The organism is Rhizobium sp. BK196 (assembly GCF_014193255.1).
In the GTDB taxonomy this organism is placed as follows: domain Bacteria; phylum Pseudomonadota; class Alphaproteobacteria; order Rhizobiales; family Rhizobiaceae; genus Rhizobium.
The window spans coordinates 55,434-80,178 of sequence record NZ_JACHZB010000010.1; the positions used below are offsets into that span (position 1 = coordinate 55,434).

The following is a 24,745-nucleotide window of genomic DNA, read 5'->3' on the forward strand; positions in this document are numbered from 1 at the left end:
CAGAGATTATGACATATGGCACTTCGCAACATCGCGATCATCGCGCACGTTGACCATGGCAAAACGACCCTCGTCGACGAGCTTCTGAAACAGTCCGGTTCGTTCCGCGAGAACCAGCGCGTCATGGAACGCGTGATGGACTCCAACGATATCGAAAAAGAACGCGGCATCACCATTCTCGCCAAGGCGACGTCGATCGAGTGGAAAGACACGCGCATCAACATCGTCGACACGCCCGGCCACGCCGACTTCGGCGGTGAAGTCGAGCGCATCCTGTCGATGGTGGATGGCGCTATCGTTCTCGTCGATGCTGCCGAAGGCCCGATGCCGCAGACCAAGTTCGTCGTCGGCAAGGCCCTGAAAGTTGGCCTGCGCCCCATCGTTGCCATCAACAAGATCGACCGCCCGGACGCTCGCGCCGAGGAAGTCGTCAACGAAGTCTTCGACCTTTTTGCCGCGCTCGACGCGACCGACGAACAGCTCGACTTCCCGATCCTTTACGGTTCCGGCCGTGCCGGCTGGATGAACTACGATCCGGCAGGTCCGACCGATGAAGGTCTCGCGCCGCTGCTCGACCTCGTCGTCAAGCACGTTCCGGCGCCGAAGGTGGAAGAAGGTCCGTTCCGCATGATCGGCACCATCCTCGAAGCCAACAACTTCCTCGGCCGCATCATCACCGGCCGTATCGCTTCTGGCTCGATCAAGCCGAACCAGGCAGTCAAGGTTCTGGGCCAAGATGGCAAGCTTATCGAACAGGGCCGTATCTCCAAGATTCTCGCTTTCCGCGGCATCGAGCGCCAGCCGATTGAAGAAGCCCATGCCGGCGACATCGTTGCCATCGCTGGCCTCTCGAAGGGCACCGTAGCCGATACCTTCTGCGATCCGTCCGTGACGGAAGCCATGAAGGCCCAGCCGATTGATCCGCCGACCGTTACCATGTCCTTCATTGTCAACGACTCGCCGCTTGCAGGTACCGAAGGTGACAAGGTCACGAGCCGCGTCATCCGTGACCGTCTGTTGAAGGAAGCGGAAGGTAACGTTGCGCTGAAGATCGAGGAAAGCGCCGACAAGGACTCGTTCTTCGTGTCCGGCCGTGGCGAACTTCAGCTCGCCGTTCTCATCGAGAACATGCGCCGCGAAGGCTTCGAGCTTGCCGTTTCGCGTCCGCGCGTCGTCATGCACAAGGATGACGCCGGTCAGCTTCTCGAGCCGATCGAAGAAGTCCTCATCGACGTTGACGAAGAGCATTCCGGCGTCGTCGTCCAGAAGATGTCCGAGCGCAAGGCCGAAATGGTCGAGCTTCGCCCGTCGGGTGGCAACCGCGTCCGTCTCGTTTTCTACGCGCCGACCCGCGGCCTCATCGGCTACCAGTCGGAACTGCTGACGGATACGCGCGGCACCGCGATCATGAACCGCCTGTTCCACAGCTACCAGCCATACAAGGGTGAGATCGGCGGCCGCGTCAACGGCGTACTGCTCGCCAACGAGGCCGGCGAGGCCGTTGCCTATGCCCTGTTCAACCTGGAAGACCGCGGTCCGATGATCATCGACGCCGGCGAGAAGGTCTATATGGGCATGATCATCGGCATCCACACGCGCGACAACGACCTCGAAGTCAACGTGCTGAAGGGCAAGAAGCTGACCAACATCCGCGCCGCCGGCAAGGATGAAGCCGTGAAGCTCACTCCGCCGATCCGCATGACGCTGGAACGTGCACTTTCCTGGATCCAGGAGGACGAACTGGTCGAAGTGACGCCGAAATCGATCCGTCTGCGCAAGATGTATCTCGACGCCAACGACCGTAAGCGTTTCGAAAAGTCGAAGGCCGCTCTCTAAGAGCCTAAGCTGCAGCTTCAAACCCCGGCCTTCGTGCCGGGGTTTTTTATTGTGCGCTGCGCCGATTCCGGCTTGTGACAATCGTTAAAAAAGCGTTAAATTTTCTCCGTCGTCCACATATCAAGTCTGTGGGCAATCGATCACGATGCGGTTGCCGCATATGGTTAATTGCCTCCGGCAGGACCAGAGTAAGCGTTATGAAGACGTTGTCGATCGATGTCCGGCGGGCCGAACCGCATGATGCCCGAGCCATTTCGGAAGCCCACCGGCTTTCGTGGCAGCATACCTATGCCGGCATCATTCCTCATCGCGCTCTGACCCAGATGATCGAACGTCGCGGAGAAAATTGGTGGCGCAAGGCGACCCGCGGTCCGGCAACTTTGCTTGTTTTGGATGTAGCAGGCACCGTTGCAGGCTATGCGACCCTCGGCCTTAATCGCGCCCGCGCATTGCCTCAGGAAGGCGAAATCTACGAGCTTTATCTGCGCCCGGAATATCAGGGAATCGGTCTCGGAAAACTGCTTTTCGGCGAAGCCCGGCGGCTGCTGAAATCTCTCGGCTGCAACGGCCTCGTCGTCTGGTGCCTGGAGGAAAACGAGACCGCCGCCAACTTTTATCGCGACCACGGTGGTATGGACTTCTGTGAGGGCATGGAAAATTTCGACCATAAGCAGATTAAAAAGATCGGCTTTGTTTGGAACTGATTGCAGGCGCCGAAGGTGCTGCATCTTTCATTAGAGAAATTCTATATTCTGGGGCCTCGCATATTACACATCGCTTGCGAGGCATGTTGCGTTGCGAGATGAAACCGATTAACTGGCTTCGAGCAATTCAACCTCCCGGGAGTTTCCTATGCGCATCGACGCCGTTTCAATCGGTAAGAATCCACCTGAAGACGTCAACGTTATCGTCGAGGTTCCGGTCGGCGGTCATCCGATCAAGTATGAAATGGACAAGGAAGCCGGCACGCTGGTCGTCGACCGTTTCCTTTATACGCCGATGACCTACCCGGGGAACTACGGCTTCGTGCCGCATACGCTCTCGGAAGACGGTGACCCGATCGACGTGCTGATCGCCAGCACCCGTCCGCTTGTTCCGGGCTGCGTTATCAACGTCCGTCCCATCGGCGTTCTGAAGATGGAAGACAATTCCGGCAAGGATGAGAAGATCATCGCCGTTCCGTCGCCGAAGCTGACGCTACGCTACGAGAAGGTCAAGGACTACACCGACCTTCCGGAAATCACGCTGAAGCAGATCGAGCACTTCTTCGAGCACTACAAGGATCTGGAACCCGGCAAGTGGGTGAAGATCTACGGCTGGGGCGATTCCAAGGAAGCCGGTGCGCTCATCCTCGAAGCGATCGAACGCGCCAAGAAAGAAAAGGCCTGATTCAGGCTGAAAGTGCTTCGAGCATTTTTACCAAATCCTCCGGGTCTCCGTCGATCCGGAGGATTTTTTTACGCGACGTGTCGCCGGACACGATGCTGACGGAGGATTTGGCGATACTGAGAGATTTGGCGACGAGCGCTATGAGTGCTTTGTTCGCTTTTCCCTTTTCAGGGGCGGTGGAGACGCGCGCTTTCAGCAACATCTCCCCTTCGCCATCGGGTTCGATGCCGCCGATGGCATCCCGCCCGCCATTCGGCGTCAACCGCACGGCGAGGCGGACGTGATCATCAAGTTTTTTCCATGGCGGGTTCAAACGACGAGCGGATAGATCGTCGTCCAGAGGAAGGAGCGTAGGAAGAAGATGATCAGCAGCAGGATGATCGGCGAAATATCGATGCCGCCGAGATTGGGCAGCAGGCGGCGGATCGGACGCAGGGCCGGCTCGGTGACGTTGTAGAGGAATGTTCCAACCTGATTAACGAAGTGATTGCTGGAATTGATGACATTGAATGCGTAGAGCCAAGAGAAGATAGCGCTGGCGATCAGGATCCAGGTATAAAGTTGCAAAGCCAAATCAATGGTTTGAAACAGTGCAATCATCGTCGTCTCCAATTCGTTGTTGACAGACATGTAGACATTGGCGACTAAACGAGCAAGTGCCGTGTGGAAACGTACGGTGAATCATATTTAGCGGCCGCTCCTGCATGGCTTTCGGCGCTCGTTTCCTCGGAAAAGCTTCATGTCGCTTTCACCCACCGGAGACCGTTTTGCCGCCTTCCGGCATCCGTCCTACACCCGTTTTTTCTTCGCGCGGTTTCTGCTTTCCTTCTCGCAGCAGATCGTCAGCGTTGCCGTCGGCTGGCAGATGTACGACCAGACCGGCAGCGCCATTTATCTCGGCCTGATCGGGCTCGTGCAGTTCCTGCCGTCTCTCGTCCTGATCCTCGTCACCGGCTCGGTGGCCGATCGGCACAATCGTCGCGCCATCGCCTCGATCTGCTCGCTCGTCAGCGCGCTCTGCACGCTTGCGCTCCTGGGAATGACGATTACTGGCAGCTTTTCTCCGATCCCGGTCTTCGTCGTGCTCTTAATCTTTGGTATCGAGCGTGCCTTCATGACGCCGGCGGTGCAGTCGCTTGCGCCAAACCTCGTCCCGGAAGAGGATCTCTCCAATGCGATCGCATGGAATTCGTCTTCCTGGCAGCTGGCGGCCATTACCGGCCCTGTGCTTGGCGGTCTGCTTTACGGCGTCAGTGCATCGACGGCCTACACGGTCGCCGTCATCTTTTCCGTGCTCGGCGCGATCCTGCTCTATATGATCCCTAAGCCGCCGCAGAAAACGGCTGGCGAGGCCAAGAGCTGGGATATGATCCTCGGCGGCTTCCGTTATATTCGGGGAGAGAGGGTGGTGCTTGGTGCCATCTCGCTCGATCTCTTCGCCGTTCTCCTCGGTGGCGCTACCGCGCTGATGCCGATCTTTGCGCGAGATATCTTAACGCTCGGGCCGTGGGGTCTCGGCCTGCTACGCTCGGCGCCAGGTGTCGGCGCCATCATCATGGCGATCTTCCTTGCCGCCTATCCGCTGAAGCATAAGGCCGGCCTGTACATGTTTATCGGCGTGGCGATTTTCGGCCTTGGTACGATCGTATTCGGCTTCTCGACCAATACTGAGATTTCAATCGCAGCGCTCGCCCTCATGGGCGCTGCGGATATGATTTCCGTCTATGTTCGCGAGAGCCTGATTGCGCTCTGGACGCCGGATCATCTGCGTGGCCGCGTCAACGCGGTCAATACGGTGTTTGTCGGCGCATCCAACGAGCTCGGGGAATTCCGCGCGGGCACTATGGCGTCGGTTTTCGGCGCTGTTCCGGCTGTCATTATCGGCGGCATCGGCACGCTTGCAGTCGCGGCAATCTGGGCAAGCGGCTTTCCGAAGCTCAGGAAGATCGATACGCTCGACGCGCCTATACGAGAAGCCGCGTAGCAGCTGCTGCCGTCTTGCCTTCGAAGACGATATCCAGGAAGTCGTCGAGCCAGGCTTTAAGCGGCGCGTCGAACAGCATGCGGCCTTCCAGATGCTCGCGTCCCTGCTGTGCATTCGGCAGGATGAAGCGATGGGCGCCGTGCACGACCCAGCGATGCATCATCACCCGCGTCAGCTCCGCATGGAATTGCAGGCCCCAGGCGTTGCCATTGTAGCGGAAGGCCTGGTTAGGATAGGCGTCGCCGGATGCCAGCAGCTCGGCGCCATGCGGCAGTTCAAAGCCTTCCCGGTGGAAGTGGTAGACCATCTTCGGCCAGCGCATCAGCCGCCGACCCCTTTCGGTCGTATGCAGCGGATACCAGCCGATCTCTGTCGACCCATCATTATTGGCGGCGACCTTGCTGCCGAGATTGCGAGCCAACATCTGCGCGCCAAGGCAGATGCCGAGATAGGGGCGGTTTTCCTTGAGCGGTATCTCCAGCCAGTCGATCTCCGCCTTGACGAATTCGTCGGGATCGTTGGCGCTCATCGGGCCGCCGAAGATTACGGCACCGCCATGGTTTTCAAGGGTGCAAGGCAAGGGGTCGCCAAGGATGGGGCGACGGATATCGAGATCATAGCCTTTCTGAACGAGAAGCTGGCCGACACGACCGGGGCTGGAGCGCTCCTGATGGAGTATGATGAGAATAGGTCGCCTGTCGCGTCTGATGCTTCTGTCAGTCAGCGTCATCCTGCACCACCTGTGCGTCCGTCACCCTTGCGGCCGCCTCCTGCCGCTTCTGAATACGTTCACGGGAAGACACACCCAGGAGGTCGGCGATCCGCCAGATCACATGGTCTTCCATTTCGCTTCGCTCGCCATCGGCATAGACGATATCCCAGAGAATACCGATCAACTCCAGACGCTGCTCGGTATTGAGATGTCTCTTGAGATCGGAGGTGAAGCGGAAATAATCAACTGCCGTGCTTTCGGCTTCCAGCCCCGCGGCCATCAGGGCGTCCAGCTGTTTGCCATCGAGCGCGTATTGCTCCTTCAGGAGCTTGCGCAGCCGCTTCTTCTCGCTGTCCTTGATCTGGCCGTCGGCCTCCATGACCTGCATACAGAGCGCGGCGACCGCGATGCGCGGGTCATCGGGGGCAAAGCCTGATTTCGGGCGGTCGGCGGTCAGATTCTGGAAGAATGCCTGAAAGCGTTCGAACATGTGGTTTTTCGTTCCATTTCAGAAAAGGCGGAGCCGTGTCTTGGTTTCCGGTTCCATCTTGGGATCGCGGACACCAGGGTCATCCGGGAGGCCGCCAAAGAAGGGTCTTGGTTCGGACGCAGCAGGAGCCGATCGGGAAGCGGACTGTTCGTTGACTTTTGCCGACGCGGGGGCCGGAGCTCCCGGCCGCACGGCTTCCGCAATTGTTGCGGCCCGTTCCAGTTCTATAATTCGGTGGTCGTTCACCACGCTTTCCGGCCGGGTATCGCGCAGCGGGGGCAAGGTCTTCAGCGCCGTTTCGATCGAGGTGGTCGACCCTTCCTCGATTGGTCCTTCGAGCTGGCCGAAAGGCGCCTTCCATTCGAAGGCGTCGAGACGGCCGGTCACCGGCGAGACCGGCAGCCATTTGTCGGAAACGAAACCATCGGCAACCCAGGCTGGATCGCGCGGCGCCTTCAGTGCCTGTGCCAGCCAATGGCGCACGCGACCCTGATCGCCGGTCTCTGCTTCCTCGATATCCGCAAGCAGCAGGAAGGCCGCCTCGCGGGGCTCGATACGGGCGGCAGCTTCCGCCTTGGCGCGCGCCTTGGCGAATTCCTGCGCATCGAGTGCAGCCTGAGCGACGACGAGGAGAGATTCGACATTGTTCGGCCGCATGCCCTCCAGTCGCTCGGCGCGCTTCAGGCGATCGAGCGTGGAATCGCCGCTGCGGGCGCGGACGTAGACACGGCCAATCTCGGGATGTGGTCCAGCCTTCCACGCCTGTTCGAGAATGGAGGCCGCTTTGCGTATACCGTTTTCACGGAACAGCGCCTTTGCAGCAATCAGTGCGGCGGGTACAAAATCAGCCGACAGTTTCAGCGCCTGGAGGGCATCGTCGCGTGCGCCGGCAGGATCGCTCTCCAGCTTGTCATCGGCGCGGGCAGTCAGCAGCACGGCATGGAGGCGGTTTGCCTCTGCCTTTTCGACGACCTTAGCTGCCTTCTGCTGTTCCAGGAGACGGATGGCGTCGTCCCAGCGGCCGGACTGGCTGCGATATTCGAGCGTCGCCTGCGCGGCCCAGGGTAGGTAAGGGGCATTGTCGGCCGCCTTTTCCGCATATTGACGGGCGGCCTCGTTAGCGCCGAGGCGCTTGGCCTCCAGGTAAAGACCGCGCAAGCCGAGTTCACGCGTCTCGGGGTCGTTGGCCATGGTCTCGAATTTGGAACGAGCCTCGTCGTAGCGGCCTTCAATGAGAGCGGCCTGTGCTTCCAGAAGGTTGATCAGCGGTTCCTGATCGGCGCGGATAAGGCCGCGCGAGCGGGCGGCCATCTTGCGGGCGAGCAGGGCATTGCCTGCGCCGGCGGCGATGAGGCCAGTCGACAGGGCCTGGTAGCCACGATCGCGCTTGCGGGCGCGGAAGTAGCGCGTCACCGAATGCGGCGATGTCCATATCAGGCGGACGAACCACCAGGCCACCATGACGGCGGCGATCAGCGCGATGATGGCGCTTGCCGCGACAATCAGTTTTGTCTGGTAAATCTGACCTTCCCAGAGCAGCGACAGGTCGCCGGGGCGATCGGCAAGCCAGGAGAAACCATAGGCGAGAACGAGGACGAGGAGCGCGAAGATAATCAGACGGACCATGCTCATCCTTCCTTGCCGGTGCCGGAAACGGCCTTGGAGAGAGTACCGCTGACGAGATCCTCGACGCGGATACGAGCTTCGAGCGATTGCTTGAAGGCGGCAGAAGCCTGTTTTGCGACAGCAGGCAGGCTGTTCCATTCGGTAGCTGCACCGGGCAGATCGCCGTTCTTGACCTTGTCCTCGATGCGCGCGGCGATCGCTTCAACGCTTTCGCCTTCGACATTGCCGACGGGACGGACCGAGACCAAAGATTTGGCGCTCGACATCAGTCGGTCTGACCAGCTCTGATTAGGATCCGGCTGATTGACGGATTCAATGATGGCGGTGGCGACATCGGGAACCTGACGAATCAGTTCGGCACGGGAGGGAATGCCCGTTTCGGCAAAGCCGCGCAGATCGGCTGCAGCCGGATCATCGGGTGCTACCCCCGCAAATGTATCGAGTTCGGCGATGAAGGGGCCGCCGCGGTCGATCGCGGCCTTGAGAGCTGCGGCTGCGATGGCGCGGGCAACGGCGACATCCTCGCGCGGTTCGTTCAGCTTCTTTTCGGCTTCGGCAAGGCGGCTCGTAATGTCGGCACCGTTTGAGGCCTGCTGTTCGGTGGTCTGCGCAAGGCTCGTTTTCAACTGAGCAATCTGAGCTGTCAGATCTGCAATCTTCTGGTTGAGTGCTTCGATACCTGCGGAGCCGGTCGATGTATCGGATGCCCCCGTCTGAGGGACCGCTTCGAGAGCCGCGATGCGCTTTTCGAGGGCACTATTATCGGCTGCCGGCGGCGGATTGGAGGCAAGGCTTGCAACCGATTGCTTGAGGCCTTCGATCTCGCCGGAGAGGTCGGCCATTTCGGCAGAGTTCGTCTGCCGGGTGGAGGAGCCCGGCAGATAACCGGCATATTGAATCGCGCCGGCGCCAATCAGCGCGACAAGACCGCCGAAGATGCCGGCGGCAATCAGGCCCGACGTGACCACGCCCTTTTGTGGTGGAGGCAGCTGTAGCGGTTCCGATGGCGGGAGCTCCTTGGAGAGGGGCTCTTCCTGCGAGCCGGCGGCGCGTTCGCTCTCGTGTTCCGACAGCGGTTCACCGCCGGCTTCCGCAGCGGCAGCGGCTTCGGCGACAGGCGTGTCATTGGCTGCTTGTGCGGCTTCTTCGGCAGGCTTTTCAGAATCGGCCGCCGGGGTGAAGTCCTGCGCGTCCAGGTCAATCGTGACCGGCTTATCGGAGCTCTTCGAGTGGCGTGGCGGATTTCCCGATACCATGAGGTCCTCATTATCCTGCATTGCAACGAAACTAGACAGGGATGGCAATTAAGGGAAGAGGTTAGATCAAATTTGGGCGGCTAAAGCCTTCTAAGCAGCGACAAAAGGCTTTTTTCATCCGGCATCGGTGAAATCTCCAGGACTGTCCTCAAAACGGATGGAACAGCTTCCGCAACACTGTTGCTGAGGCAAATGAGACGGATTTTCGGCAGCTGCAGCAAAAGGGACTCTACCCTCGGGATATGAAAGAAATTTCCGGCCGTCTGGCGGGAATAGAAAAGAACAGCATCGGGAGGGTTGTTCGTCAGGAGGGTTGCGACGGCCTCGGGGCTGGGCGCGACAGGCTCCATTCGGTAACACTCGGCCACCGAGAAATGCCGCCCGAGCTCCGTCAGGCGCCTCTCGAAAGTCTCGGCGCGCGGATTGCCTGCGAGATAGAGAAGCTTATCGACCTTGCTTGCCGCGATCAGCTCGGCCAGCTCGCGGCCGCTGCCCGACGATGCCGAGACAGAATGGAATCCCAGCCTGCGGGCCTCGTCGGCTGTGGTTTCACCAACGGCAAAGAGACGGCGCGAAAGGTGAGGCGTCAGCGCCTCCCCCAGTGACTGCAAGGTGCGCACAGCTTCGGCGCTCGTTACGGCTATCGCCCCGGTGGTCGTTTCCAGGGCCTGCCGAGCGGCGGCCTTGTCGTGGACGGGACGGGTGAGCGGCAGCAATAGTGGCTCGTGACCCAGTTCGCGCAAACGTTGAGCGGTGCGCTCGCCCGAATGCGCCGGACGGGTGACGAGCACGCGCATGCAGGCTAGCTCCAGTCCTCGAAGAAGCTGCTGCCGGCCCTTGCGCGCACGTCCTGTCCGGCGCGGGTGCCAAGGGCTGCGGCGTCGCGGCGGTTGCCGTCGATGGTGATTGCATGTTGGTGGCGGCCGTCAGGCGTGAGAATAAGGCCCGAGAATCGGATCTGATCCCCCTCGCAGACGGCGTAGCCGCCGATCGGCGTGCGACAGGAGCCATCAAGGGCGGCCAGGAAGGCGCGCTCGCAGGAGACCGTGTCGAATGTGGGCGCATCATTGATCGGCGCCAGCAGCTCGTCGATCCTTGTGTCGCCGATGCGGCTTTCGATGCAGATCGCGCCCTGGGCGGGTGCCGGCGGGAAGCTGTCAGGGTCGAGAATATCGGTGATCACCTCGACCTTACCGAGGCGCTTGAGACCGGCAAGTGCCAGAAGGGTCGCATCCACCTGGCCTTCCTGAAGCTTGCGCAGGCGGGTGTCGACGAGGCCGCGAAAGGTGATGACATTGATGTCCGGTCGCATGCGGCGGATGAGCGCCTGACGGCGCAGCGAGGATGAACCGACAGTTGCGCCGTGCGGCAGGTCGATCAGCTTCGGCGCGGTGCGGCCGACGACGGCGTCGCGGATATCTTCGCGCGGAAGGTACGCGGAGAGATAAAGACCTTCCGGTAGTACAGTCGGCATGTCTTTGCTCGAATGCACGGCGAGATCGAGATCGCCGGCCGCGAGCTGCTGCTCGAGCTCTTCCGTGAAAAGTCCTTTGCCGCCGATCTCGGCCAGCGAACGGTCGGTAATGCGGTCGCCCTTGGTCGTCAGAACGACGATTTCGAACATTTCCTCCGGCAGATTGTGAGCCGCCATAAGCCTGTCGCGGGCTTCGTGTGCCTGCGCGAGCGCCAACGGGCTGCCCCGCGTGCCGATCCGGAAAGGTTTTGTTTGCATCCGCTTTGATCCGTTGTTACCGGAGTTCTCGTAAACGGGTTTAAACCCTATCGCAATCAACGAACAGGTTTCATGGCTCCCTTTCTGCGCATCCTGGGCATCGAGACAAGCTGCGACGAGACCGCCGCTGCGGTCGTCGAGCGCGATGCCGAAGGCCGCTCCAACGTGTTGTCGGATGTCGTTCTTTCCCAGCTGGACGAGCATAGTGCCTATGGCGGCGTGGTGCCAGAAATTGCCGCTCGCGCCCATGTCGAAGCGCTCGACGAGTTGATCGACGAGGCCCTGAAGCGCGCCAATGTGTCGCTCTCGGATGTCGATGCGATTGCCGCGACATCTGGGCCTGGCCTGATCGGGGGGCTGCTTGTCGGTCTGATGACCGGCAAGGCGATCGCCAAGGCAGCGGGCAAACCCCTTTATGCTGTCAACCACTTGGAAGGCCATGCGCTGACGGCGCGGTTGACGGACGGACTTTCCTTTCCTTATCTGATGCTGCTCGTTTCCGGCGGCCATACGCAGCTCATCCTCGTGCGCGGCATCGGCGAGTACGAGCGCTGGGGTACGACGATCGACGATGCGCTGGGCGAAGCTTTCGACAAGACAGCGAAACTGCTTGGCCTTCCCTACCCCGGCGGGCCGGCGGTGGAGCAGATGGCGCAGGGTGGCAATGCCGATCGCTTCAATTTCCCGCGGCCGCTCGTCGGCGAAGCGAGGCTCGATTTTTCCTTCTCAGGCCTGAAGACGGCCGTGCGCCAGGCAGCGACCGAGATCGCGCCGCTGACGGATCAGGATGTCGCCGATGTCTGTGCCTCCTTCCAGAAGGCGATTTCCCGCACGATGAAAGATCGCATCGGCCGCGGCCTGCAGCGATTCAAGGCGGAATTTCCGGACCTTCCGGAAAAGCCGGCGCTGGTGGTGGCCGGCGGTGTCGCAGCGAACCAGGAGATCCGCAGCACGCTGCAGGCACTCTGCGCCAAGAATGGCTTCCGTTTCATCGCGCCGCCGCTCCACCTCTGCACCGACAACGCCGTGATGATTGCCTGGGCCGGACTTGAGCGCATGGCGAAGGGCGTCGCACCAGACGATCTCGATGTGCAGCCGCGTTCGCGGTGGCCGCTCGATTCCAGGGCCGGGACCGTGCTCGGATCCGGAAAGCGGGGAGCCAAGGCATGAGCGAACGGATCGCTGTGGTCGGATCGGGAGCTTTCGGTACGGCACTTGCGTCCGTCATCGCGCTCACAGGGCGCAATTCGGCTGTACTCGTCGGCCGCGATCCCGCGCTGATCGAAGATCTCAGGTCCGGACGGCTTCATGACGCCGTTCTGCCTGGCATCCCACTGCCTGAAGCACTGGAATTTTCCGCTGAGGCAGATGCAATCGGCGATGCGGGCATCGTGCTCTTTGCCATGCCGTCGCAGGCACAGGGGGATGCCGCGCGGCAGTATGGTCCTTATCTGGCTAAGGATGCCGTTGTGGTCACCTGCGCGAAGGGCATCGAACGGCAGACCGGTGCGCTTCTGACCGACATGCTGGAACGGGAATTGCCCGATCACCCGGTCGGCGTGCTCTCCGGTCCAGGCTTTGCCGCCGACATCGCCAAGGGGCTGCCGACGGCCATGGCGATTGCCGCGGCTGACGTGCAGATTGCCGAGCGGCTGGCGCAGGCGATTTCCGGGCGCACCTTCCGGCTCTATGCCTCAGCAGACCGCATCGGCGTGCAGCTTGGCGGAGCATTGAAGAATGTATTGGCGATTGCCTGCGGCATTGTCGAGGGCGGCGGTATCGGTGATTCGGCGCGTGCGGCACTGATTGCCCGCGGGCTTGCCGAGATGTCGCGCTTTATCGTCGCCAAGGGCGGCAATGCCGATACGGCGCGGGGACTTTCCGGCCTAGGTGACCTGGTGCTGACGGCAACCAGCCATCAGTCGCGCAACCTGCGTTTCGGCATCGCGCTCGGGCGCGGCGAAAAGGTCGACCCTTCGCGCGGCGAACTGGTGGAAGGCGCCTTTGCGGCGGCGGTTGCCTCTCGGCTTGCCGAGGAACTCGGTGTCGAGATGCCGATCACCGATGCGGTTTCTGCGATCATAGAAGGCAAGCTCGGTATACCCGAAGCCATCGAACAATTGATGACGCGTCCGATTACGACCGAATAGGAGACAGACATGCTTTTCGCCCTTCTCTGCAAGGACAAGCCCGGCCATCTCAACGTGCGCATGGAAACGCGCTCGACCCATCTCGATTATCTCAACAAGCTGAATGCTGAAGGCAAGCTTGCCATGGCTGGCCCATTCCTCGATGCTGAAGGCAAGTCGAATGGCAGTCTCGTCATTGTTCATGCGGAAACACTGGAAGAAGCCAACGCGCTCGGCGCTGCCGACCCTTACGCACTGGCCGGTCTCTTCGAAAACGTCGAAGTCAAGCCCTTCAACTGGGTCTTCAACAAGCCGGAGGCTTAAGCGGGATGGCGCACTGGCTTTATAAATCCGAGCCTGCGGCCTGGTCCTGGGAGCAGCAGAAGGCCGCCGGAGAGAAGGGTACCGAATGGACCGGTGTGCGCAACTACCTCGCGCGCAACAACATGCGGGCCATGCAGATCGGCGACAAGGGTTTCTTCTACCATTCCAATGACGGGCTGGAGATCGTCGGTATCGTCGAGGTCTGCGCGCTCTCGCATCCGGATTCGACGGCGAAGGGCGACGACCGCTGGGATTGTGTCGATATCCGCGCCGTCATGGATGTGCCGAAGCCGGTGACGCTGAAGGATGTCAAGGCAAACGAGAAGCTGTCCAAGATGTCGCTGGTCACTTCGATGCGGCTTTCCGTGCAGCCGGTGACGGATGACGAATGGGCCGAGGTCTGCCGCATGGGCGGTTTTGACAACCCGCCGCGCTGAACAGCCTTGAAAACCGACCCGGAAACCTTCATCCGCGCCAATACCAGCCTGCTTGCTCCGCCGCATGTGCCGGAGATCCGGCTCTATCTGGCGAGCGAAGCTCACGAACTCTGGCTGAAGACGGAAGAGGAGCTTGAGGCAATCGGCCTGCCGCCGCCTTTCTGGGCGTTTGCCTGGGCGGGCGGGCAGGGGTTGGCGCGCTATGTTCTCGATCATCCCGAAACGGTCAAAAGAAAGTGCGTCCTCGATTTCGCGAGCGGTTCCGGATTGGTGGGAATTGCCGCAAGCCAAGCTGGTGCGGCCAAGGTGAGGGCCGCCGATATCGATCCGTGGTCGCAGACGGCGGTGCGGCTGAATGCGGCCGTCAATTCCGTCTCACTGGATTTCACCGGAGCCGATCTCATCGGGCAGAATGTCGATGCGGATGTGGTTCTTGCAGGCGACGTTTTCTATGACAAATCCTTCGCCTGTTCGCTGGTGCCCTGGTTCGAAACTCTCTCTGCCGAGGGCAAGGATGTCCTGGTCGGCGATCCGGGGCGGGCCTATCTGCCAAAAGACAGGTTGGAGTTTTGCGCCGTTTATGAGGTGCCCGTGACCCGGGCGCTTGAAGACAGCGAGGTCAAGAAGACGACTGTCTGGCGGTTCAGGCCCTAAAGCGTATCGCGATCTTTCAGATTCGCCCGCTACGCTTTAAGCTCTTGTTTTAGCATGTCGTTGTCGCAAAACCGCTGCGCACTTTTGCGCGACATGCTTTAGGGCCTGATGACGCAGACATTGGCCTCATAGGAGCAGGGATCATCAGCGATGCCGACATCGATGACCTTGGCCTTCGGGGCAAGGTTACGTTCCGGCGCAGCCAGACGATAGTACCCATCGCCGCCGACATAGGTCCCGCCATCGGTCTCATAGGCATAGGACGATCCAGCGTAGATGCCGTTGCTCCCGTAATTCTGATCATAGCTCTTGGGCTGGGCCGCAATGATAACGATGTTGCTGCGGCCATAGCGGCTTGTCCCCGGATAGCTGAACTGCTTCAGAAACGGGGTACGAGGGCGATAGCGGATAACGTTGTCGCGTCTGAAGTGCAGGCCACTATCCCAATGAGTGCGCCTGCCGAGGAAGACGCCGTCATTGAAACCGTTATGGCGCGGAAAGCGATGATCGAAGTTGCGCTCTCCTGCTGCTGCGGGTAGCGCTGTCAGCACCGCAAGGAGAGCAAGGGTGGTCTTGGACAGACTGCGAAACATGGACCAAACTCCGAAACGCTAACAAATCGTTAACGCCAGATTGCGCCTAAAGGCTGATCTTGTCCACGCGGCATAAGGGCGGCTTAAAAAATGAGCGAAAGAGACGAGTTTCGCGGTGTTGAAAACTTCCCGGTAACGCGAATCGATTAAATTAAAAGCAGGCAGCAATTATGCTTGTCGTCAGGGGTTTCGGTGATTAAACGTCGAGAATGATGCAACGCACACAGAATTTTGTCATTCGTGTGGTTGACTGAGAATGCCCCTGACATCAAGGGCAAATGGAAGACGCCGCGAGGTTCTGATGGCGAATGTGACAAACCGGCCCCTGTCGCCGCATCTGCAAGTTTACAAGCTTATCCCCACTATGGCCATGTCGATCGTTCACCGCATTACCGGTGGCGCTCTTTATTTCGGCACGCTGCTGATTGCCTGGTGGCTCATCGCGGCGGCCACCGGCCAGGCATATTACGACTGGGCCAACTGGGTGCTTGGCAGCATTATCGGCAAGCTCGTCCTGCTCGGTTATACCTGGGCCTTGCTGCACCATATGCTCGGCGGCTTCCGTCACCTGATGTGGGATCTCGGACACGGATTCGAGAAGGAATTCTCCACCAAGCTCGCCATCGCCAACGTCATTGGATCGCTCTGTCTGACCGTGCTGGTCTGGGTGATCGGTTTCATCATTCGCTTCTGAAGGTCGCACTCATGGATATGCGCACTCCTCTGGGCAAGGTTCGCGGTCTCGGCTCCGCCAAGGAAGGCACCGATCATTTCTGGCGCCAGCGCCTGACGGCTGTCTCCAACATCCCGCTCATCATTTTCTTCGCCATCTTCATGATCGTCTATGCCGGCGCGCCCTATCCCGACGTGGTTCGCGCGCTGTCGAATCCGTTCGTCGCCGTCATCATGGGCCTGATGGTCATCTCCGGCACCATCCATATGAAGCTCGGGATGCAGGCCATCATCGAAGACTATGTTCACGGCGAGATCGGCAAGCTGCTGCTCCTGATGCTGAACACATTCTTCGCGGTTTTGGTCGCCGGCCTCTGTCTCTTCGCCATTCTGAAAATCGCATTCGTAGGATAACCGTATCATGGCAACGTCTTCACCCGCTCAGAATGGGAAGGCCTATACCTATGTCGATCACTCCTATGACGTGATCGTCGTCGGCGCCGGCGGCGCCGGCCTGCGCGCCACGCTCGGTATGGCCGAACAGGGTTTCCGCACGGCCTGCATCACCAAGGTATTCCCGACCCGCTCGCACACGGTTGCCGCCCAGGGCGGTATTGCCGCCTCGCTGCAGAACATGACGCCCGACAGCTGGCAGTGGCACCTCTACGACACCGTCAAGGGTTCCGACTGGCTCGGCGACGTCGATGCCATGCAGTATCTCACCATGGAAGCGCCGAAGGCGGTCTATGAGCTGGAGCACTACGGTGTGCCCTTCTCGCGCAACGAGGAAGGCAAAATCTACCAGCGCCCGTTCGGCGGCCATATGCAGAATTTCGGCGAAGGCCCGCCCGTGCAGCGCACCTGCGCTGTCGCCGACCGTACCGGCCACGCCATCCTGCACACGCTGTACGGCCAGTCGCTGCGCAATAATGCCGAATTCTTCGTCGAGTATTTTGCGCTCGACCTGATCATGTCCGATGACGGCAGCCGCTGCACCGGCGTCATCGCCTGGTGCCTCGACGACGGTACGATCCATCGCTTCGCTGCCAAGATGGTAGTGCTGGCAACCGGCGGTTACGGCCGCGCCTATTTCTCGGCGACCTCTGCTCATACCTGCACCGGCGACGGCGGCGGTATGATCGCGCGCGCGGGTCTGCCGCTGCAGGATATGGAATTCGTGCAGTTCCACCCGACCGGCATCTATGGTTCCGGCTGTCTCATCACCGAAGGCGCGCGCGGCGAAGGCGGCTATCTCGTCAATTCCGATGGCGAGCGCTTCATGGAGCGCTATGCGCCATCGGCCAAGGACCTCGCCTCGCGCGACGTCGTTTCGCGCTGCATGACGCTGGAAATTCGGGAAGGCCGCGGCGTCGGCAAGAACAAGGACCACATCTTCCTGCATCTCGACCATCTCGATCCGGCCGTGCTGCACGAGCGCCTGCCGGGCATTTCCGAGAGCGCCAAGATCTTCGCAGGCGTCGATGTGACCCGCGAACCGATCCCGGTCCTGCCGACCGTCCACTACAATATGGGCGGCATTCCGACCAACTATTGGGGCGAGGTGCTGAATGCCGACAGTTCCAACCCGGAACGCATCATTCCCGGCCTGATGGCCGTCGGTGAAGCCGGCTGTGCCTCGGTTCACGGGGCAAATCGCCTTGGCTCCAACTCGCTGATCGACCTCGTGGTCTTCGGTCGCGCCGCCGCCATCCGTGCGGGCGAGATCATTGACCGCAACGAGCCGGTACCGGCGCTGAACAAGGCTGCCTGCGACAAGATCATGGACCGTTTCGACGGCCTGCGTTACGCCAATGGCGGCACGCCGACGGCGGTGCTGCGCGAGAAGATGCAGCGCGCCATGCAGGAAGACGCAGCCGTGTTCCGCACCCAGGAATCGCTGGAATCCGGTTGCCGCCGCCTTTCGGAAATCTGGGGCGAGCTTAAGGATATCAAGGTCACCGACCGCTCGATGATCTGGAACTCCGACCTTGTCGAGACGCTGGAACTGCAGAACCTGATGGCAAACGCCATCACGACGATCTACGGCGCCGAGGCTCGCAAGGAAAGCCGCGGTTCGCATGCCCGCGAAGACTACACGTCAGGTCCCTTCGCAGGCCGCGACGACGTCAACTGGCGCAAGCACACGCTGGCCTGGGTGAACGAGGCGGGCGACGTGAAGCTCGATTACCGGCCTGTCCACACCGACCTCATCGCAGACGGAATCGATCCCCATAAGATCGAGCCGAAGGCCCGCGTATACTGATCAGAGGAACCTGACATGGTTGAACTCGCTCTTCCCAAGAACTCCCAGATGCGCGAAGGCAAGGTGTGGCCCAAGCCGGCGGGTGCCAAGAACACCCGCGAGTTCCGCGTCTATCGCTGGAGCCCCGATGATGGCCAGAACCCGTCGATCGACACGTTCTATGTCGATGTCGACGATTGTGGGCCAATGGTTCTCGACGCGCTTCTCTACATCAAGAACAAGATCGATCCGACGCTGACGCTGCGCCGTTCCTGCCGTGAAGGCATTTGCGGTTCCTGCGCGATGAATATCGACGGCACGAATACGCTCGCCTGCACCAAGGGCATGGACGACATCAAGGGCACTGTGAAGATCTACCCGCTGCCGCATATGCCCGTGGTCAAGGATCTGGTTCCGGATCTCAGCAATTTCTACGCCCAGCATCGCTCGATCGAGCCCTGGCTGAAGACGGTTTCGCCGACGCCCGCCAAGGAATGGAAGCAGAGCCATGAAGATCGTCAGAAGCTCGACGGTCTCTATGAGTGCATCCTATGTGCCTGCTGCTCGACTTCCTGTCCGAGCTACTGGTGGAACGGCGACCGCTATCTCGGACCGGCCGTGCTGCTGCAGGCCTATCGCTGGCTGATCGATAGCCGTGATGAAGCGACCGGCGAGCGCCTCGACAATCTCGAGGATCCGTTCCGCCTTTATCGTTGCCACACGATCATGAACTGTGCGCAGACCTGCCCGAAGGGTTTGAATCCGGCCAAGGCAATCGCCGAAATCAAGAAGATGATGGTCGAGCGTCGCGTGTGAGCGCCGACGCCTCCATCGAATTCAATTGAGCGTTATCTCGACTTCGCCGAACGGATCAAACTTAATCAAGAACGAGACGCCCGGGCACAACACCTTGCTGACATATTTTACCAGCAAGAAGTCCGGCGAGCGGTTGGTTGAATTGTGCCGGCTTCGCCATAGGTGTCTCGAAGGCTGATTTGTATTGTGCTGACTTGATTAACCAAAGTGAAATACGGTAATTCGAACCCAGAATTGAAATATCTCTGCGGTTGAGGCGGACATTCGGGAGCTTGATGATGCAGTTGCGATATGTGGTGACGGGTCTAACGGCCGCTCTGGCCTTGGCGGGATGCCAACGCACCTCATACGATTACAGCAGTAACAGCGCACCTCCGCCGCTGACCGCGCAGCCGGTACCTTCCGTACAGGGCGGCCAGCTGCCTCCTCCGACCGGACAGTTTCCCGCCGCTCCGACTTCGACGGCGCCGACGGCGGGTGTCCAGCCGGGCGGTGCTGCACCAGCGACTTCGCTTGATGTCACCAAGGAATCGATGGTCGGCAGCTGGCGTGTCAACGGCACCTGCGACATGTTCCTGACGCTCACCAATCTCGGCAGCGGATCGCGCGGCGGTACGCGCGGTTGCGTTGGCGAGCTGACGGCCATGGGCTCCTGGGAAGTGTCCGGCAAGCAGGTTCTGCTCAAGGATCGCAGCGGCAACCAGATCGGTTCCGTCTACAAGGTCGCCGACAACAGCTTCAATGGCCAGACCTCGACCGGGCAGCCGATCACCCTCAGCCGGTAAGACAGTCCGGCGGGGTTCCGCCGGTTACGCATAGGCGGACAAGCCCTCATGCAGCCAATGCCAGACTATTCGCTCAGCGTCACCGAGCAGCTCAAATCGCTGACCGCATCGGGGACGTTGCAGGTTGATTCTGCCCAGATGGATGTGGCCAAGTGCCTCGACCGGGTGCTTGCCGCTCTCAAGCGGAAGCAGCCTGCCGCCAAGAGTAGCGCGCTCGGCTGGTTGTTTGCTCCCAAGAAGAAGACCGAGGCCGGTATTAGAGGCCTCTACATCTATGGCAGCGTCGGGCGCGGCAAGACTATGCTCATGGATATGTTCTTCCAAATGGCGCCCTGCCGGAAAAAGCGGCGCGCGCATTTCCACGAATTCATGGCGGATGTGCACAATCGCATCGCCGTCCATCGGCAAAAGCTGAAGAACGGCGAGACGAAGCAGGCCGATCCGATGCCGCCGGTCGCCGCTGCCCTTTTCGCGGAAGCGGAACTGCTCTGCTTCGACGAATTCACCGTCACCGATATCGCCGATGCGATGATCCTGTCGCGGCTGTTTTCCGAGCTTTTCGAGCGCGGCTGCGTACTGGTGGCGACTTCGAATGTCGAGCCCGACAATCTCTACAAGGATGGCCTCAATCGCGGGCTTTTCCTGCCTTTCGTCAGTCTCCTCAAGAAGCATGTCGAGATCGTCTCGCTCGATTCACCGACCGACTACCGGATGGAGAAGCTGAACAGCCAGCCGGTCTATCTCGTCCCGATTGATGAGCGCACCGACATGGCGATGGATGCGTCGTGGACGCAGGCGCTGCACGGCCGCAAGGCGCAGCCAACGGAAATTGCCATGAAGGGCCGGACAATCCATGTGCCGCTTGCTGTCGACCGCATGGCGCGCTTCTCCTTCTCTGCCCTCTGCGAAAAACCGCTGGGTGCTGCCGATTTCCTGGCTATCGCCGAACGCTTCGATACGATCTTCCTCGATCACATTCCCTTGCTCGGCCCTGAAAAGCGGAACCAGATCAAGCGCTTTATCATTCTGATCGATACGCTCTACGATCATGGCACCCGCCTCTATGCTTCCGCCGCCGCCATGCCCGAAGATCTGCTCATTGAAAGGCGCGGCACTGAAGGCTTTGAATTCGATCGTACGGCATCCCGCCTTTTTGAGATGAGAAGCGCGGAATATCTCGCAGCGCACCATGAACGGCGGGCTGCTGAGTAACACTTTAGTGACAAACGATCTTACGTTTACGTAAGAATTTTAATATCTAAACGATTGAAATTGTTGCACCAAAAATAATGCATTGCCATTTTTTGGCTTTAGGTCTATGCGATTGCGGCATTGGGCGATGCCCGCGCGTCGCCCGACGGATTTTGATCGCAAAGGAAAAGCGAAATGGCGCGTAACAAGATCGCACTCATCGGTTCTGGCATGATTGGTGGCACGCTGGCGCATCTCGCCGGCCTGAAGGAACTGGGCGATATCGTCCTCTTCGACATTGCCGACGGCATTCCCCAGGGCAAGGGTCTCGATATCGCACAGTCCTCCCCGGTCGAGGGCTTCGATGCCAATCTGACTGGCGCCAGCGACTATTCCGCCATCGAAGGTGCTGACGTCTGCATCGTCACTGCCGGTGTTCCGCGCAAGCCGGGCATGAGCCGCGACGACCTTCTCGGTATCAACCTCAAGGTCATGGAGCAGGTCGGCGCCGGCATCAAGAAGTATGCCCCGAACGCTTTCGTGATCTGCATCACCAACCCGCTCGACGCCATGGTCTGGGCGCTGCAGAAGTTCTCCGGCCTTCCCGCCAACAAGGTCGTCGGCATGGCCGGCGTTCTCGACTCCTCGCGCTTCCGTCTTTTCCTCGCCAAGGAATTCAACGTTTCGGTCCAGGACGTCACGGCCTTCGTTCTCGGCGGTCACGGCGACACGATGGTGCCGCTTGCCCGTTATTCGACCGTCGGCGGCATTCCGCTGACCGACCTCGTCACGATGGGCTGGGTCACCAAGGAACGCCTCGAAGAAATCATCCAGCGCACCCGTGACGGCGGCGCCGAAATCGTTGGCCTCTTGAAGACCGGTTCGGCCTATTACGCTCCAGCCGCTTCTGCGATCGAAATGGCTGAATCCTATCTCAAGGACAAGAAGCGCGTCCTGCCCTGCGCTGCCCACCTCACCGGCCAGTACGGCGTCAAGGACATGTATGTCGGTGTTCCCACCGTCATCGGTGCCGGCGGCGTCGAACGCATCATCGAGATCGATCTCAACAAGACCGAGAAGGAAGCCTTCGACAAGTCCGTCGGCGCCGTCGCCGGTCTCTGCGAAGCCTGCATCAACATCGCGCCCGCCCTCAAGTAATCGGTGCGCTGACGTTATCGAAATAGGGATAAACCCATGAACATTCATGAATATCAGGCCAAGGCTCTGCTGAAGACCTATGGCGCGCCGGTCGCGCAGGGTGTGGCTATCCTCAAGGTTGAAGAAGCCGAGGCTGCCGCCAAGTCGCTTCCCGGTCCGCTTTATGTGGTCAAGAGCCAGATCCATGCGGGCGGCCGCGGCAAGGGCAAGTTCAAGGAACTTGGCGCGGATGCCAAGGGCGGCGTTCGTCTCGCCAAGTCGATCGACGAAGTCGTTGCTCATGCCAAGGAAATGCTCGGCAATACGCTGGTGACCGCACAGACCGGTGAAGCCGGCAAGCAGGTCAACCGCCTCTATATCGAAGATGGCGCCGACATTGCCCGCGAACTCTATTGCTCGCTCCTGGTCGACCGTTCGGTCGGCAAGGTAGCCTTCGTCGTGTCGACCGAGGGCGGCATGGATATCGAAGCTGTCGCCCACGACACGCCTGAGAAGATCCACACGATCGCGATCGATCCGGAAGCAGGCGTTACGGCTGCCGACGTTGCCGCAATCTCGAAGGCGCTGCAGCTCGACGGTGCAGCCGCAGAAGATGCCAAGACGCTCTTCCCGGCGCTCTACAAGGCATTCGGCGAGAAGGACATGGCCCTTCTTGAGGTCAACCCGCTGATCGTCATGAAGGACGGCCATCTGCGCGTTCTCGATGCCAAGATGTCCTTCGACGGCAACGCTCTGTTCCGTCATGATGACGTCAAGGCGCTGCGCGACGAGACGGAAGAAGACGCCAAGGAAATCGAGGCCTCCAAGTGGGACCTCGCCTATGTGGCGCTCGACGGCAACATCGGCTGCATGGTCAACGGCGCTGGCCTTGCCATGGCGACGATGGACATCATCAAGCTCTACGGCAAGGAGCCGGCAAACTTCTGCGACGTCGGTGGTGGCGCCGGTAAGGAGAAGGTTGCTGCAGCCTTCAAGATCATCACCGCCGACCCCAAGGTCGAAGGTATTCTCGTCAACATCTTCGGCGGCATCATGAAGTGCGATGTCATTGCCGAGGGCGTCATTGCCGCGGTCAAGGAAGTCGGTCTGAAGGTTCCGCTCGTGGTTCGCCTTGAAGGCACAAATGTCGAGCTCGGCAAGAAGATCCTGAACGAATCGGGTCTGGCCATTACGGCTGCTGACGATCTGGATGATGCGGCCAAGAAGATCGTCGCTGCGATCAACGGTTGAGAACGGTCATGGCTTCCCAGTCCACGCCCAGTGCTGCTCATTTCCGTCTGGAGGTCTTTGCCGGCCTCTGGGAAGGGGAAGAGCATGTCGCGGCTTCGGCCTGGACGAAGGAAGGCAAGGCCAGCGCTTCGCTCTCCGGCGAGGCGCTGTTCGGCGGGTTCTTCGTCGAGCAATCCTATCGACAGATGCGTGACGGAGAAGTTTCCTTCGAAGCCCGTAATGTTTTTGGCTTCGACGGTTCGGACCAGAGCTACAAGCTCTACCAGTTCGACAGCGTCGGTTTTGCTCCGCCCTCACCGGCTTCCGGTGCGTGGAATGGCAATGAATTGGTGCTGATGAAGGCTTCACCGCGCGGCAGACAGCGCACCGTATTCACATTTGAAAATGAAGACTGCTACCGGATGGGCGTCAGCTTTTCGCCTGCAGGCAGCGATACTTGGCAGGAGGTCGTCAGCGGCACCTATCGTCGCGCGTCCCTCACGTCTTCCAACCTCTCCTAAACAAAGGCCTCGCATGTCCATTCTCGTCAACAAAGACACCAAGGTTCTGGTTCAGGGCCTAACCGGCAAGACCGGCACGTTCCATACCGAACAGGCGCTCGCTTACTACGGCACGCAGATGGTAGGTGGTATTCACCCGAAGAAGGGTGGCGAAACCTGGACCGGCTCCAAGGGCGAAAGCCTGCCGATCTTCGCAACCGTTGCCGAGGGCAAGGAAAAGACTGGCGCCAACGCGTCCGTCATCTATGTTCCGCCGGCAGGTGCTGCCGATGCGATCATCGAAGCGATCGACGCCGAGATCCCGTTCATCACCTGCATCACCGAAGGCATCCCGGTCATGGACATGGTTCGTGTCAAGGCCCGCCTCGACCGTTCCAACTCGCGCCTGCTCGGACCGAACTGCCCGGGCATCCTGACGCCGGAAGAATGCAAGATCGGCATCATGCCGGGTTCGATCTTCCGCAAGGGTTCCGTTGGTATCGTCTCCCGCTCGGGCACGCTGACCTACGAAGCCGTCTTCCAGACCTCCAATGAAGGTCTTGGCCAGACGACGGCTGTCGGCATCGGCGGCGACCCGGTCAAGGGCACCGAATTCATCGACGTGCTCGAAATGTTCCTGGCCGACGAAGCCACGACCTCGATCATCATGATCGGCGAAATCGGCGGCTCGGCTGAAGAAGACGCAGCTCAGTTCCTCAAGGACGAAGCCAAGAAGGGCCGCAAGAAGCCGATGGCCGGCTTCATCGCAGGCCGTACCGCGCCGAAGGGCCGCACCATGGGCCATGCCGGTGCTGTCGTTTCCGGCGGCAAGGGCGACGCGGAATCGAAGATCGCAGCAATGGAATCGGCCGGCATCAAGGTGTCGCCATCTCCGGCTCGCCTCGGCAAGACGCTGGTTGAAGTCCTCAAGGGCTAATCCAACTTATATACCCCGGGCGGAGGAACGGCATCCCGGCCTCCGCCCGGCTCTCCACTTACTCAATGCGGAT

Annotated in this window: 28 protein-coding genes; 19 read left to right on the forward strand and 9 right to left on the reverse strand. The window is 60.2% G+C overall.

From position 1 onward, the window contains the following. Positions 1-15 precede the first annotated feature (15 nt). From typA to ppa, 3 genes are all read left to right on the forward strand, one after another. Complete coding sequence (gene typA / locus FHT78_RS26040) at positions 16-1,836, forward strand: translational GTPase TypA (protein ID WP_183749454.1); 1,821 nt, start codon at positions 16-18, stop codon at positions 1,834-1,836. A gap of 197 nt (positions 1,837-2,033) precedes the next feature. Continuing rightward, entirely contained in the window at positions 2,034-2,540 is a 507-nt protein-coding gene (locus tag FHT78_RS26045; RefSeq protein ID WP_183749653.1) for a GNAT family N-acetyltransferase, read from the forward strand. Between the two features lie 148 nt (positions 2,541-2,688). Further along, complete coding sequence (ppa, locus tag FHT78_RS26050) at positions 2,689-3,225, forward strand: inorganic diphosphatase (protein WP_112572889.1); 537 nt, start codon at positions 2,689-2,691, stop codon at positions 3,223-3,225. Between the two features lies 1 nt (position 3,226). Here ppa and FHT78_RS26055 read toward each other — a convergent pair whose 3' ends face one another. Both FHT78_RS26055 and FHT78_RS26060 read right to left on the reverse strand, forming a co-directional pair. Beyond that, positions 3,227-3,538, reverse strand: a complete 312-nt coding sequence (locus FHT78_RS26055; protein WP_183749455.1) for a DUF167 domain-containing protein — start codon at positions 3,536-3,538, stop codon at positions 3,227-3,229. Beyond that, positions 3,535-3,825 carry a YggT family protein gene (locus FHT78_RS26060; RefSeq protein WP_223216525.1) on the reverse strand — a complete coding sequence of 97 codons (291 nt, stop codon included), beginning with the start codon at positions 3,823-3,825 and terminating at the stop codon, positions 3,535-3,537. The genes FHT78_RS26055 and FHT78_RS26060 overlap by 4 nt, the downstream gene beginning before the upstream one ends. A 139-nt stretch (positions 3,826-3,964) precedes the next feature. On the opposite strand from FHT78_RS26060, the gene FHT78_RS26065 reads away from it, so the two are divergent. Beyond that, the gene (locus FHT78_RS26065; protein WP_183749457.1) at positions 3,965-5,209 is read left to right on the forward strand and encodes an MFS transporter; all 1,245 of its coding nucleotides are present in this window, start codon (positions 3,965-3,967) and stop codon (positions 5,207-5,209) included. Here the strand turns inward: FHT78_RS26065 and FHT78_RS26070 are convergent. The 6 genes from FHT78_RS26070 to hemC are packed head-to-tail and all read right to left on the reverse strand — an operon-like array spanning position 5,190 to position 11,025. After that, on the reverse strand, positions 5,190-5,939 hold the full coding sequence (locus tag FHT78_RS26070; protein WP_183749458.1) for a glutamine amidotransferase: 750 nt from the start codon (positions 5,937-5,939) through the stop codon (positions 5,190-5,192). The genes FHT78_RS26065 and FHT78_RS26070 overlap by 20 nt on opposite strands. Then, on the reverse strand, positions 5,926-6,411 hold the full coding sequence (locus FHT78_RS26075) for a TerB family tellurite resistance protein (protein ID WP_183749459.1): 486 nt from the start codon (positions 6,409-6,411) through the stop codon (positions 5,926-5,928). Before FHT78_RS26075 ends, FHT78_RS26070 begins: the two co-directional genes overlap by 14 nt. An 18-nt stretch (positions 6,412-6,429) precedes the next feature. After that, positions 6,430-8,037 (reverse strand): heme biosynthesis protein HemY, encoded by a 1,608-nt coding sequence (locus FHT78_RS26080; RefSeq protein WP_183749460.1) that lies wholly within the window; start codon positions 8,035-8,037, stop codon positions 6,430-6,432. 2 nt (positions 8,038-8,039) lie between these two features. Beyond that, positions 8,040-9,314: a COG4223 family protein gene (locus FHT78_RS26085; protein ID WP_183749461.1), complete on the reverse strand. Its 1,275-nt coding sequence runs from the start codon at positions 9,312-9,314 to the stop codon at positions 8,040-8,042. Positions 9,315-9,373: 59 nt separating this feature from the next. Continuing rightward, positions 9,374-10,090, reverse strand: coding sequence for a uroporphyrinogen-III synthase (locus FHT78_RS26090; protein ID WP_183749462.1), 717 nt, complete (start codon positions 10,088-10,090; stop codon positions 9,374-9,376). A gap of 5 nt (positions 10,091-10,095) precedes the next feature. Continuing rightward, positions 10,096-11,025 (reverse strand): hydroxymethylbilane synthase, encoded by a 930-nt coding sequence (gene hemC / locus FHT78_RS26095; RefSeq protein WP_183749463.1) that lies wholly within the window; start codon positions 11,023-11,025, stop codon positions 10,096-10,098. A 72-nt stretch (positions 11,026-11,097) separates the two neighbouring features. On the opposite strand from hemC, the gene tsaD reads away from it, so the two are divergent. Genes tsaD through FHT78_RS26120 form a run of 5 tightly spaced genes read left to right on the forward strand, consistent with a single transcriptional unit; the run spans position 11,098 to position 14,569 of the window. After that, positions 11,098-12,195: a tRNA (adenosine(37)-N6)-threonylcarbamoyltransferase complex transferase subunit TsaD gene (tsaD, locus tag FHT78_RS26100; RefSeq protein ID WP_183749464.1), complete on the forward strand. Its 1,098-nt coding sequence runs from the start codon at positions 11,098-11,100 to the stop codon at positions 12,193-12,195. Beyond that, on the forward strand, positions 12,192-13,175 hold the full coding sequence (locus FHT78_RS26105; protein ID WP_183749465.1) for an NAD(P)H-dependent glycerol-3-phosphate dehydrogenase: 984 nt from the start codon (positions 12,192-12,194) through the stop codon (positions 13,173-13,175). Before tsaD ends, FHT78_RS26105 begins: the two co-directional genes overlap by 4 nt. A gap of 9 nt (positions 13,176-13,184) precedes the next feature. Next, positions 13,185-13,478 (forward strand): YciI-like protein, encoded by a 294-nt coding sequence (locus FHT78_RS26110; RefSeq protein WP_183749466.1) that lies wholly within the window; start codon positions 13,185-13,187, stop codon positions 13,476-13,478. Positions 13,479-13,483: 5 nt separating this feature from the next. Beyond that, positions 13,484-13,915 carry an EVE domain-containing protein gene (locus FHT78_RS26115; RefSeq protein WP_183749467.1) on the forward strand — a complete coding sequence of 144 codons (432 nt, stop codon included), beginning with the start codon at positions 13,484-13,486 and terminating at the stop codon, positions 13,913-13,915. 6 nt (positions 13,916-13,921) lie between these two features. Then, complete coding sequence (locus FHT78_RS26120; protein WP_183749468.1) at positions 13,922-14,569, forward strand: methyltransferase; 648 nt, start codon at positions 13,922-13,924, stop codon at positions 14,567-14,569. A 98-nt stretch (positions 14,570-14,667) separates the two neighbouring features. On the opposite strand, the gene FHT78_RS26125 is transcribed toward FHT78_RS26120, so the two are convergent. Further along, positions 14,668-15,162 (reverse strand): hypothetical protein, encoded by a 495-nt coding sequence (locus FHT78_RS26125; protein ID WP_183749469.1) that lies wholly within the window; start codon positions 15,160-15,162, stop codon positions 14,668-14,670. 301 nt (positions 15,163-15,463) lie between these two features. Between FHT78_RS26125 and sdhC the strand changes: the two genes are divergently transcribed. The 10 genes from sdhC to sucD all read left to right on the forward strand — a co-directional run bounded on the left by sdhC (position 15,464) and on the right by sucD (position 24,672). Then, positions 15,464-15,856: a succinate dehydrogenase, cytochrome b556 subunit gene (gene sdhC, locus FHT78_RS26130; RefSeq protein ID WP_183749470.1), complete on the forward strand. Its 393-nt coding sequence runs from the start codon at positions 15,464-15,466 to the stop codon at positions 15,854-15,856. Between the two features lie 11 nt (positions 15,857-15,867). Next, complete coding sequence (gene sdhD / locus FHT78_RS26135) at positions 15,868-16,248, forward strand: succinate dehydrogenase, hydrophobic membrane anchor protein (RefSeq protein ID WP_183749471.1); 381 nt, start codon at positions 15,868-15,870, stop codon at positions 16,246-16,248. 7 nt (positions 16,249-16,255) lie between these two features. After that, positions 16,256-18,097 (forward strand): succinate dehydrogenase flavoprotein subunit, encoded by a 1,842-nt coding sequence (gene sdhA, locus FHT78_RS26140; RefSeq protein WP_183749472.1) that lies wholly within the window; start codon positions 16,256-16,258, stop codon positions 18,095-18,097. A 15-nt stretch (positions 18,098-18,112) separates the two neighbouring features. Next, complete coding sequence (locus FHT78_RS26145; protein WP_007822372.1) at positions 18,113-18,892, forward strand: succinate dehydrogenase iron-sulfur subunit; 780 nt, start codon at positions 18,113-18,115, stop codon at positions 18,890-18,892. 278 nt (positions 18,893-19,170) lie between these two features. Beyond that, on the forward strand, positions 19,171-19,677 hold the full coding sequence (locus FHT78_RS26150) for a protease inhibitor Inh/omp19 family protein (protein WP_183749654.1): 507 nt from the start codon (positions 19,171-19,173) through the stop codon (positions 19,675-19,677). A 48-nt stretch (positions 19,678-19,725) separates the two neighbouring features. After that, on the forward strand, positions 19,726-20,889 hold the full coding sequence (zapE, locus tag FHT78_RS26155; protein WP_183749473.1) for a cell division protein ZapE: 1,164 nt from the start codon (positions 19,726-19,728) through the stop codon (positions 20,887-20,889). A gap of 174 nt (positions 20,890-21,063) precedes the next feature. After that, positions 21,064-22,026 (forward strand): malate dehydrogenase, encoded by a 963-nt coding sequence (gene mdh, locus FHT78_RS26160; protein WP_007822364.1) that lies wholly within the window; start codon positions 21,064-21,066, stop codon positions 22,024-22,026. A 36-nt stretch (positions 22,027-22,062) separates the two neighbouring features. After that, complete coding sequence (gene sucC / locus FHT78_RS26165) at positions 22,063-23,256, forward strand: ADP-forming succinate--CoA ligase subunit beta (RefSeq protein ID WP_183749474.1); 1,194 nt, start codon at positions 22,063-22,065, stop codon at positions 23,254-23,256. 8 nt (positions 23,257-23,264) lie between these two features. Next, positions 23,265-23,756, forward strand: coding sequence for a DUF1579 family protein (locus FHT78_RS26170; RefSeq protein WP_183749475.1), 492 nt, complete (start codon positions 23,265-23,267; stop codon positions 23,754-23,756). Between the two features lie 13 nt (positions 23,757-23,769). Continuing rightward, complete coding sequence (sucD, locus tag FHT78_RS26175; RefSeq protein WP_183749476.1) at positions 23,770-24,672, forward strand: succinate--CoA ligase subunit alpha; 903 nt, start codon at positions 23,770-23,772, stop codon at positions 24,670-24,672. The last annotated feature ends 73 nt before the right edge of the window (positions 24,673-24,745 follow it).

Bases quoted from the DNA above. Each gene is read 5' to 3' on its own strand.
- typA (WP_183749454.1), top strand. From the start codon at position 16: ATGGCACTTCGCAACATCGCGATCATCGCGCACGTTGACCATGGCAAA.
- FHT78_RS26045 (WP_183749653.1), top strand. From the start codon at position 2,034: ATGAAGACGTTGTCGATCGATGTCCGGCGGGCCGAACCGCATGATGCC.
- ppa (WP_112572889.1), top strand. From the start codon at position 2,689: ATGCGCATCGACGCCGTTTCAATCGGTAAGAATCCACCTGAAGACGTC.
- FHT78_RS26060 (WP_223216525.1), bottom strand. From the start codon at position 3,825: ATGATTGCACTGTTTCAAACCATTGATTTGGCTTTGCAACTTTATACC.
- FHT78_RS26065 (WP_183749457.1), top strand. From the start codon at position 3,965: ATGTCGCTTTCACCCACCGGAGACCGTTTTGCCGCCTTCCGGCATCCG.
- FHT78_RS26070 (WP_183749458.1), bottom strand. From the start codon at position 5,939: ATGACGCTGACTGACAGAAGCATCAGACGCGACAGGCGACCTATTCTC.
- FHT78_RS26075 (WP_183749459.1), bottom strand. From the start codon at position 6,411: ATGTTCGAACGCTTTCAGGCATTCTTCCAGAATCTGACCGCCGACCGC.
- FHT78_RS26080 (WP_183749460.1), bottom strand. From the start codon at position 8,037: ATGGTCCGTCTGATTATCTTCGCGCTCCTCGTCCTCGTTCTCGCCTAT.
- FHT78_RS26085 (WP_183749461.1), bottom strand. From the start codon at position 9,314: ATGCAGGATAATGAGGACCTCATGGTATCGGGAAATCCGCCACGCCAC.
- FHT78_RS26090 (WP_183749462.1), bottom strand. From the start codon at position 10,090: ATGCGCGTGCTCGTCACCCGTCCGGCGCATTCGGGCGAGCGCACCGCT.
- hemC (WP_183749463.1), bottom strand. From the start codon at position 11,025: ATGCAAACAAAACCTTTCCGGATCGGCACGCGGGGCAGCCCGTTGGCG.
- tsaD (WP_183749464.1), top strand. From the start codon at position 11,098: ATGGCTCCCTTTCTGCGCATCCTGGGCATCGAGACAAGCTGCGACGAG.
- FHT78_RS26105 (WP_183749465.1), top strand. From the start codon at position 12,192: ATGAGCGAACGGATCGCTGTGGTCGGATCGGGAGCTTTCGGTACGGCA.
- FHT78_RS26110 (WP_183749466.1), top strand. From the start codon at position 13,185: ATGCTTTTCGCCCTTCTCTGCAAGGACAAGCCCGGCCATCTCAACGTG.
- FHT78_RS26115 (WP_183749467.1), top strand. From the start codon at position 13,484: ATGGCGCACTGGCTTTATAAATCCGAGCCTGCGGCCTGGTCCTGGGAG.
- FHT78_RS26125 (WP_183749469.1), bottom strand. From the start codon at position 15,162: ATGTTTCGCAGTCTGTCCAAGACCACCCTTGCTCTCCTTGCGGTGCTG.
- sdhC (WP_183749470.1), top strand. From the start codon at position 15,464: ATGGCGAATGTGACAAACCGGCCCCTGTCGCCGCATCTGCAAGTTTAC.
- sdhD (WP_183749471.1), top strand. From the start codon at position 15,868: ATGGATATGCGCACTCCTCTGGGCAAGGTTCGCGGTCTCGGCTCCGCC.
- sdhA (WP_183749472.1), top strand. From the start codon at position 16,256: ATGGCAACGTCTTCACCCGCTCAGAATGGGAAGGCCTATACCTATGTC.
- FHT78_RS26145 (WP_007822372.1), top strand. From the start codon at position 18,113: ATGGTTGAACTCGCTCTTCCCAAGAACTCCCAGATGCGCGAAGGCAAG.
- FHT78_RS26150 (WP_183749654.1), top strand. From the start codon at position 19,171: ATGCAGTTGCGATATGTGGTGACGGGTCTAACGGCCGCTCTGGCCTTG.
- zapE (WP_183749473.1), top strand. From the start codon at position 19,726: ATGCAGCCAATGCCAGACTATTCGCTCAGCGTCACCGAGCAGCTCAAA.
- mdh (WP_007822364.1), top strand. From the start codon at position 21,064: ATGGCGCGTAACAAGATCGCACTCATCGGTTCTGGCATGATTGGTGGC.
- sucC (WP_183749474.1), top strand. From the start codon at position 22,063: ATGAACATTCATGAATATCAGGCCAAGGCTCTGCTGAAGACCTATGGC.
- FHT78_RS26170 (WP_183749475.1), top strand. From the start codon at position 23,265: ATGGCTTCCCAGTCCACGCCCAGTGCTGCTCATTTCCGTCTGGAGGTC.
- sucD (WP_183749476.1), top strand. From the start codon at position 23,770: ATGTCCATTCTCGTCAACAAAGACACCAAGGTTCTGGTTCAGGGCCTA.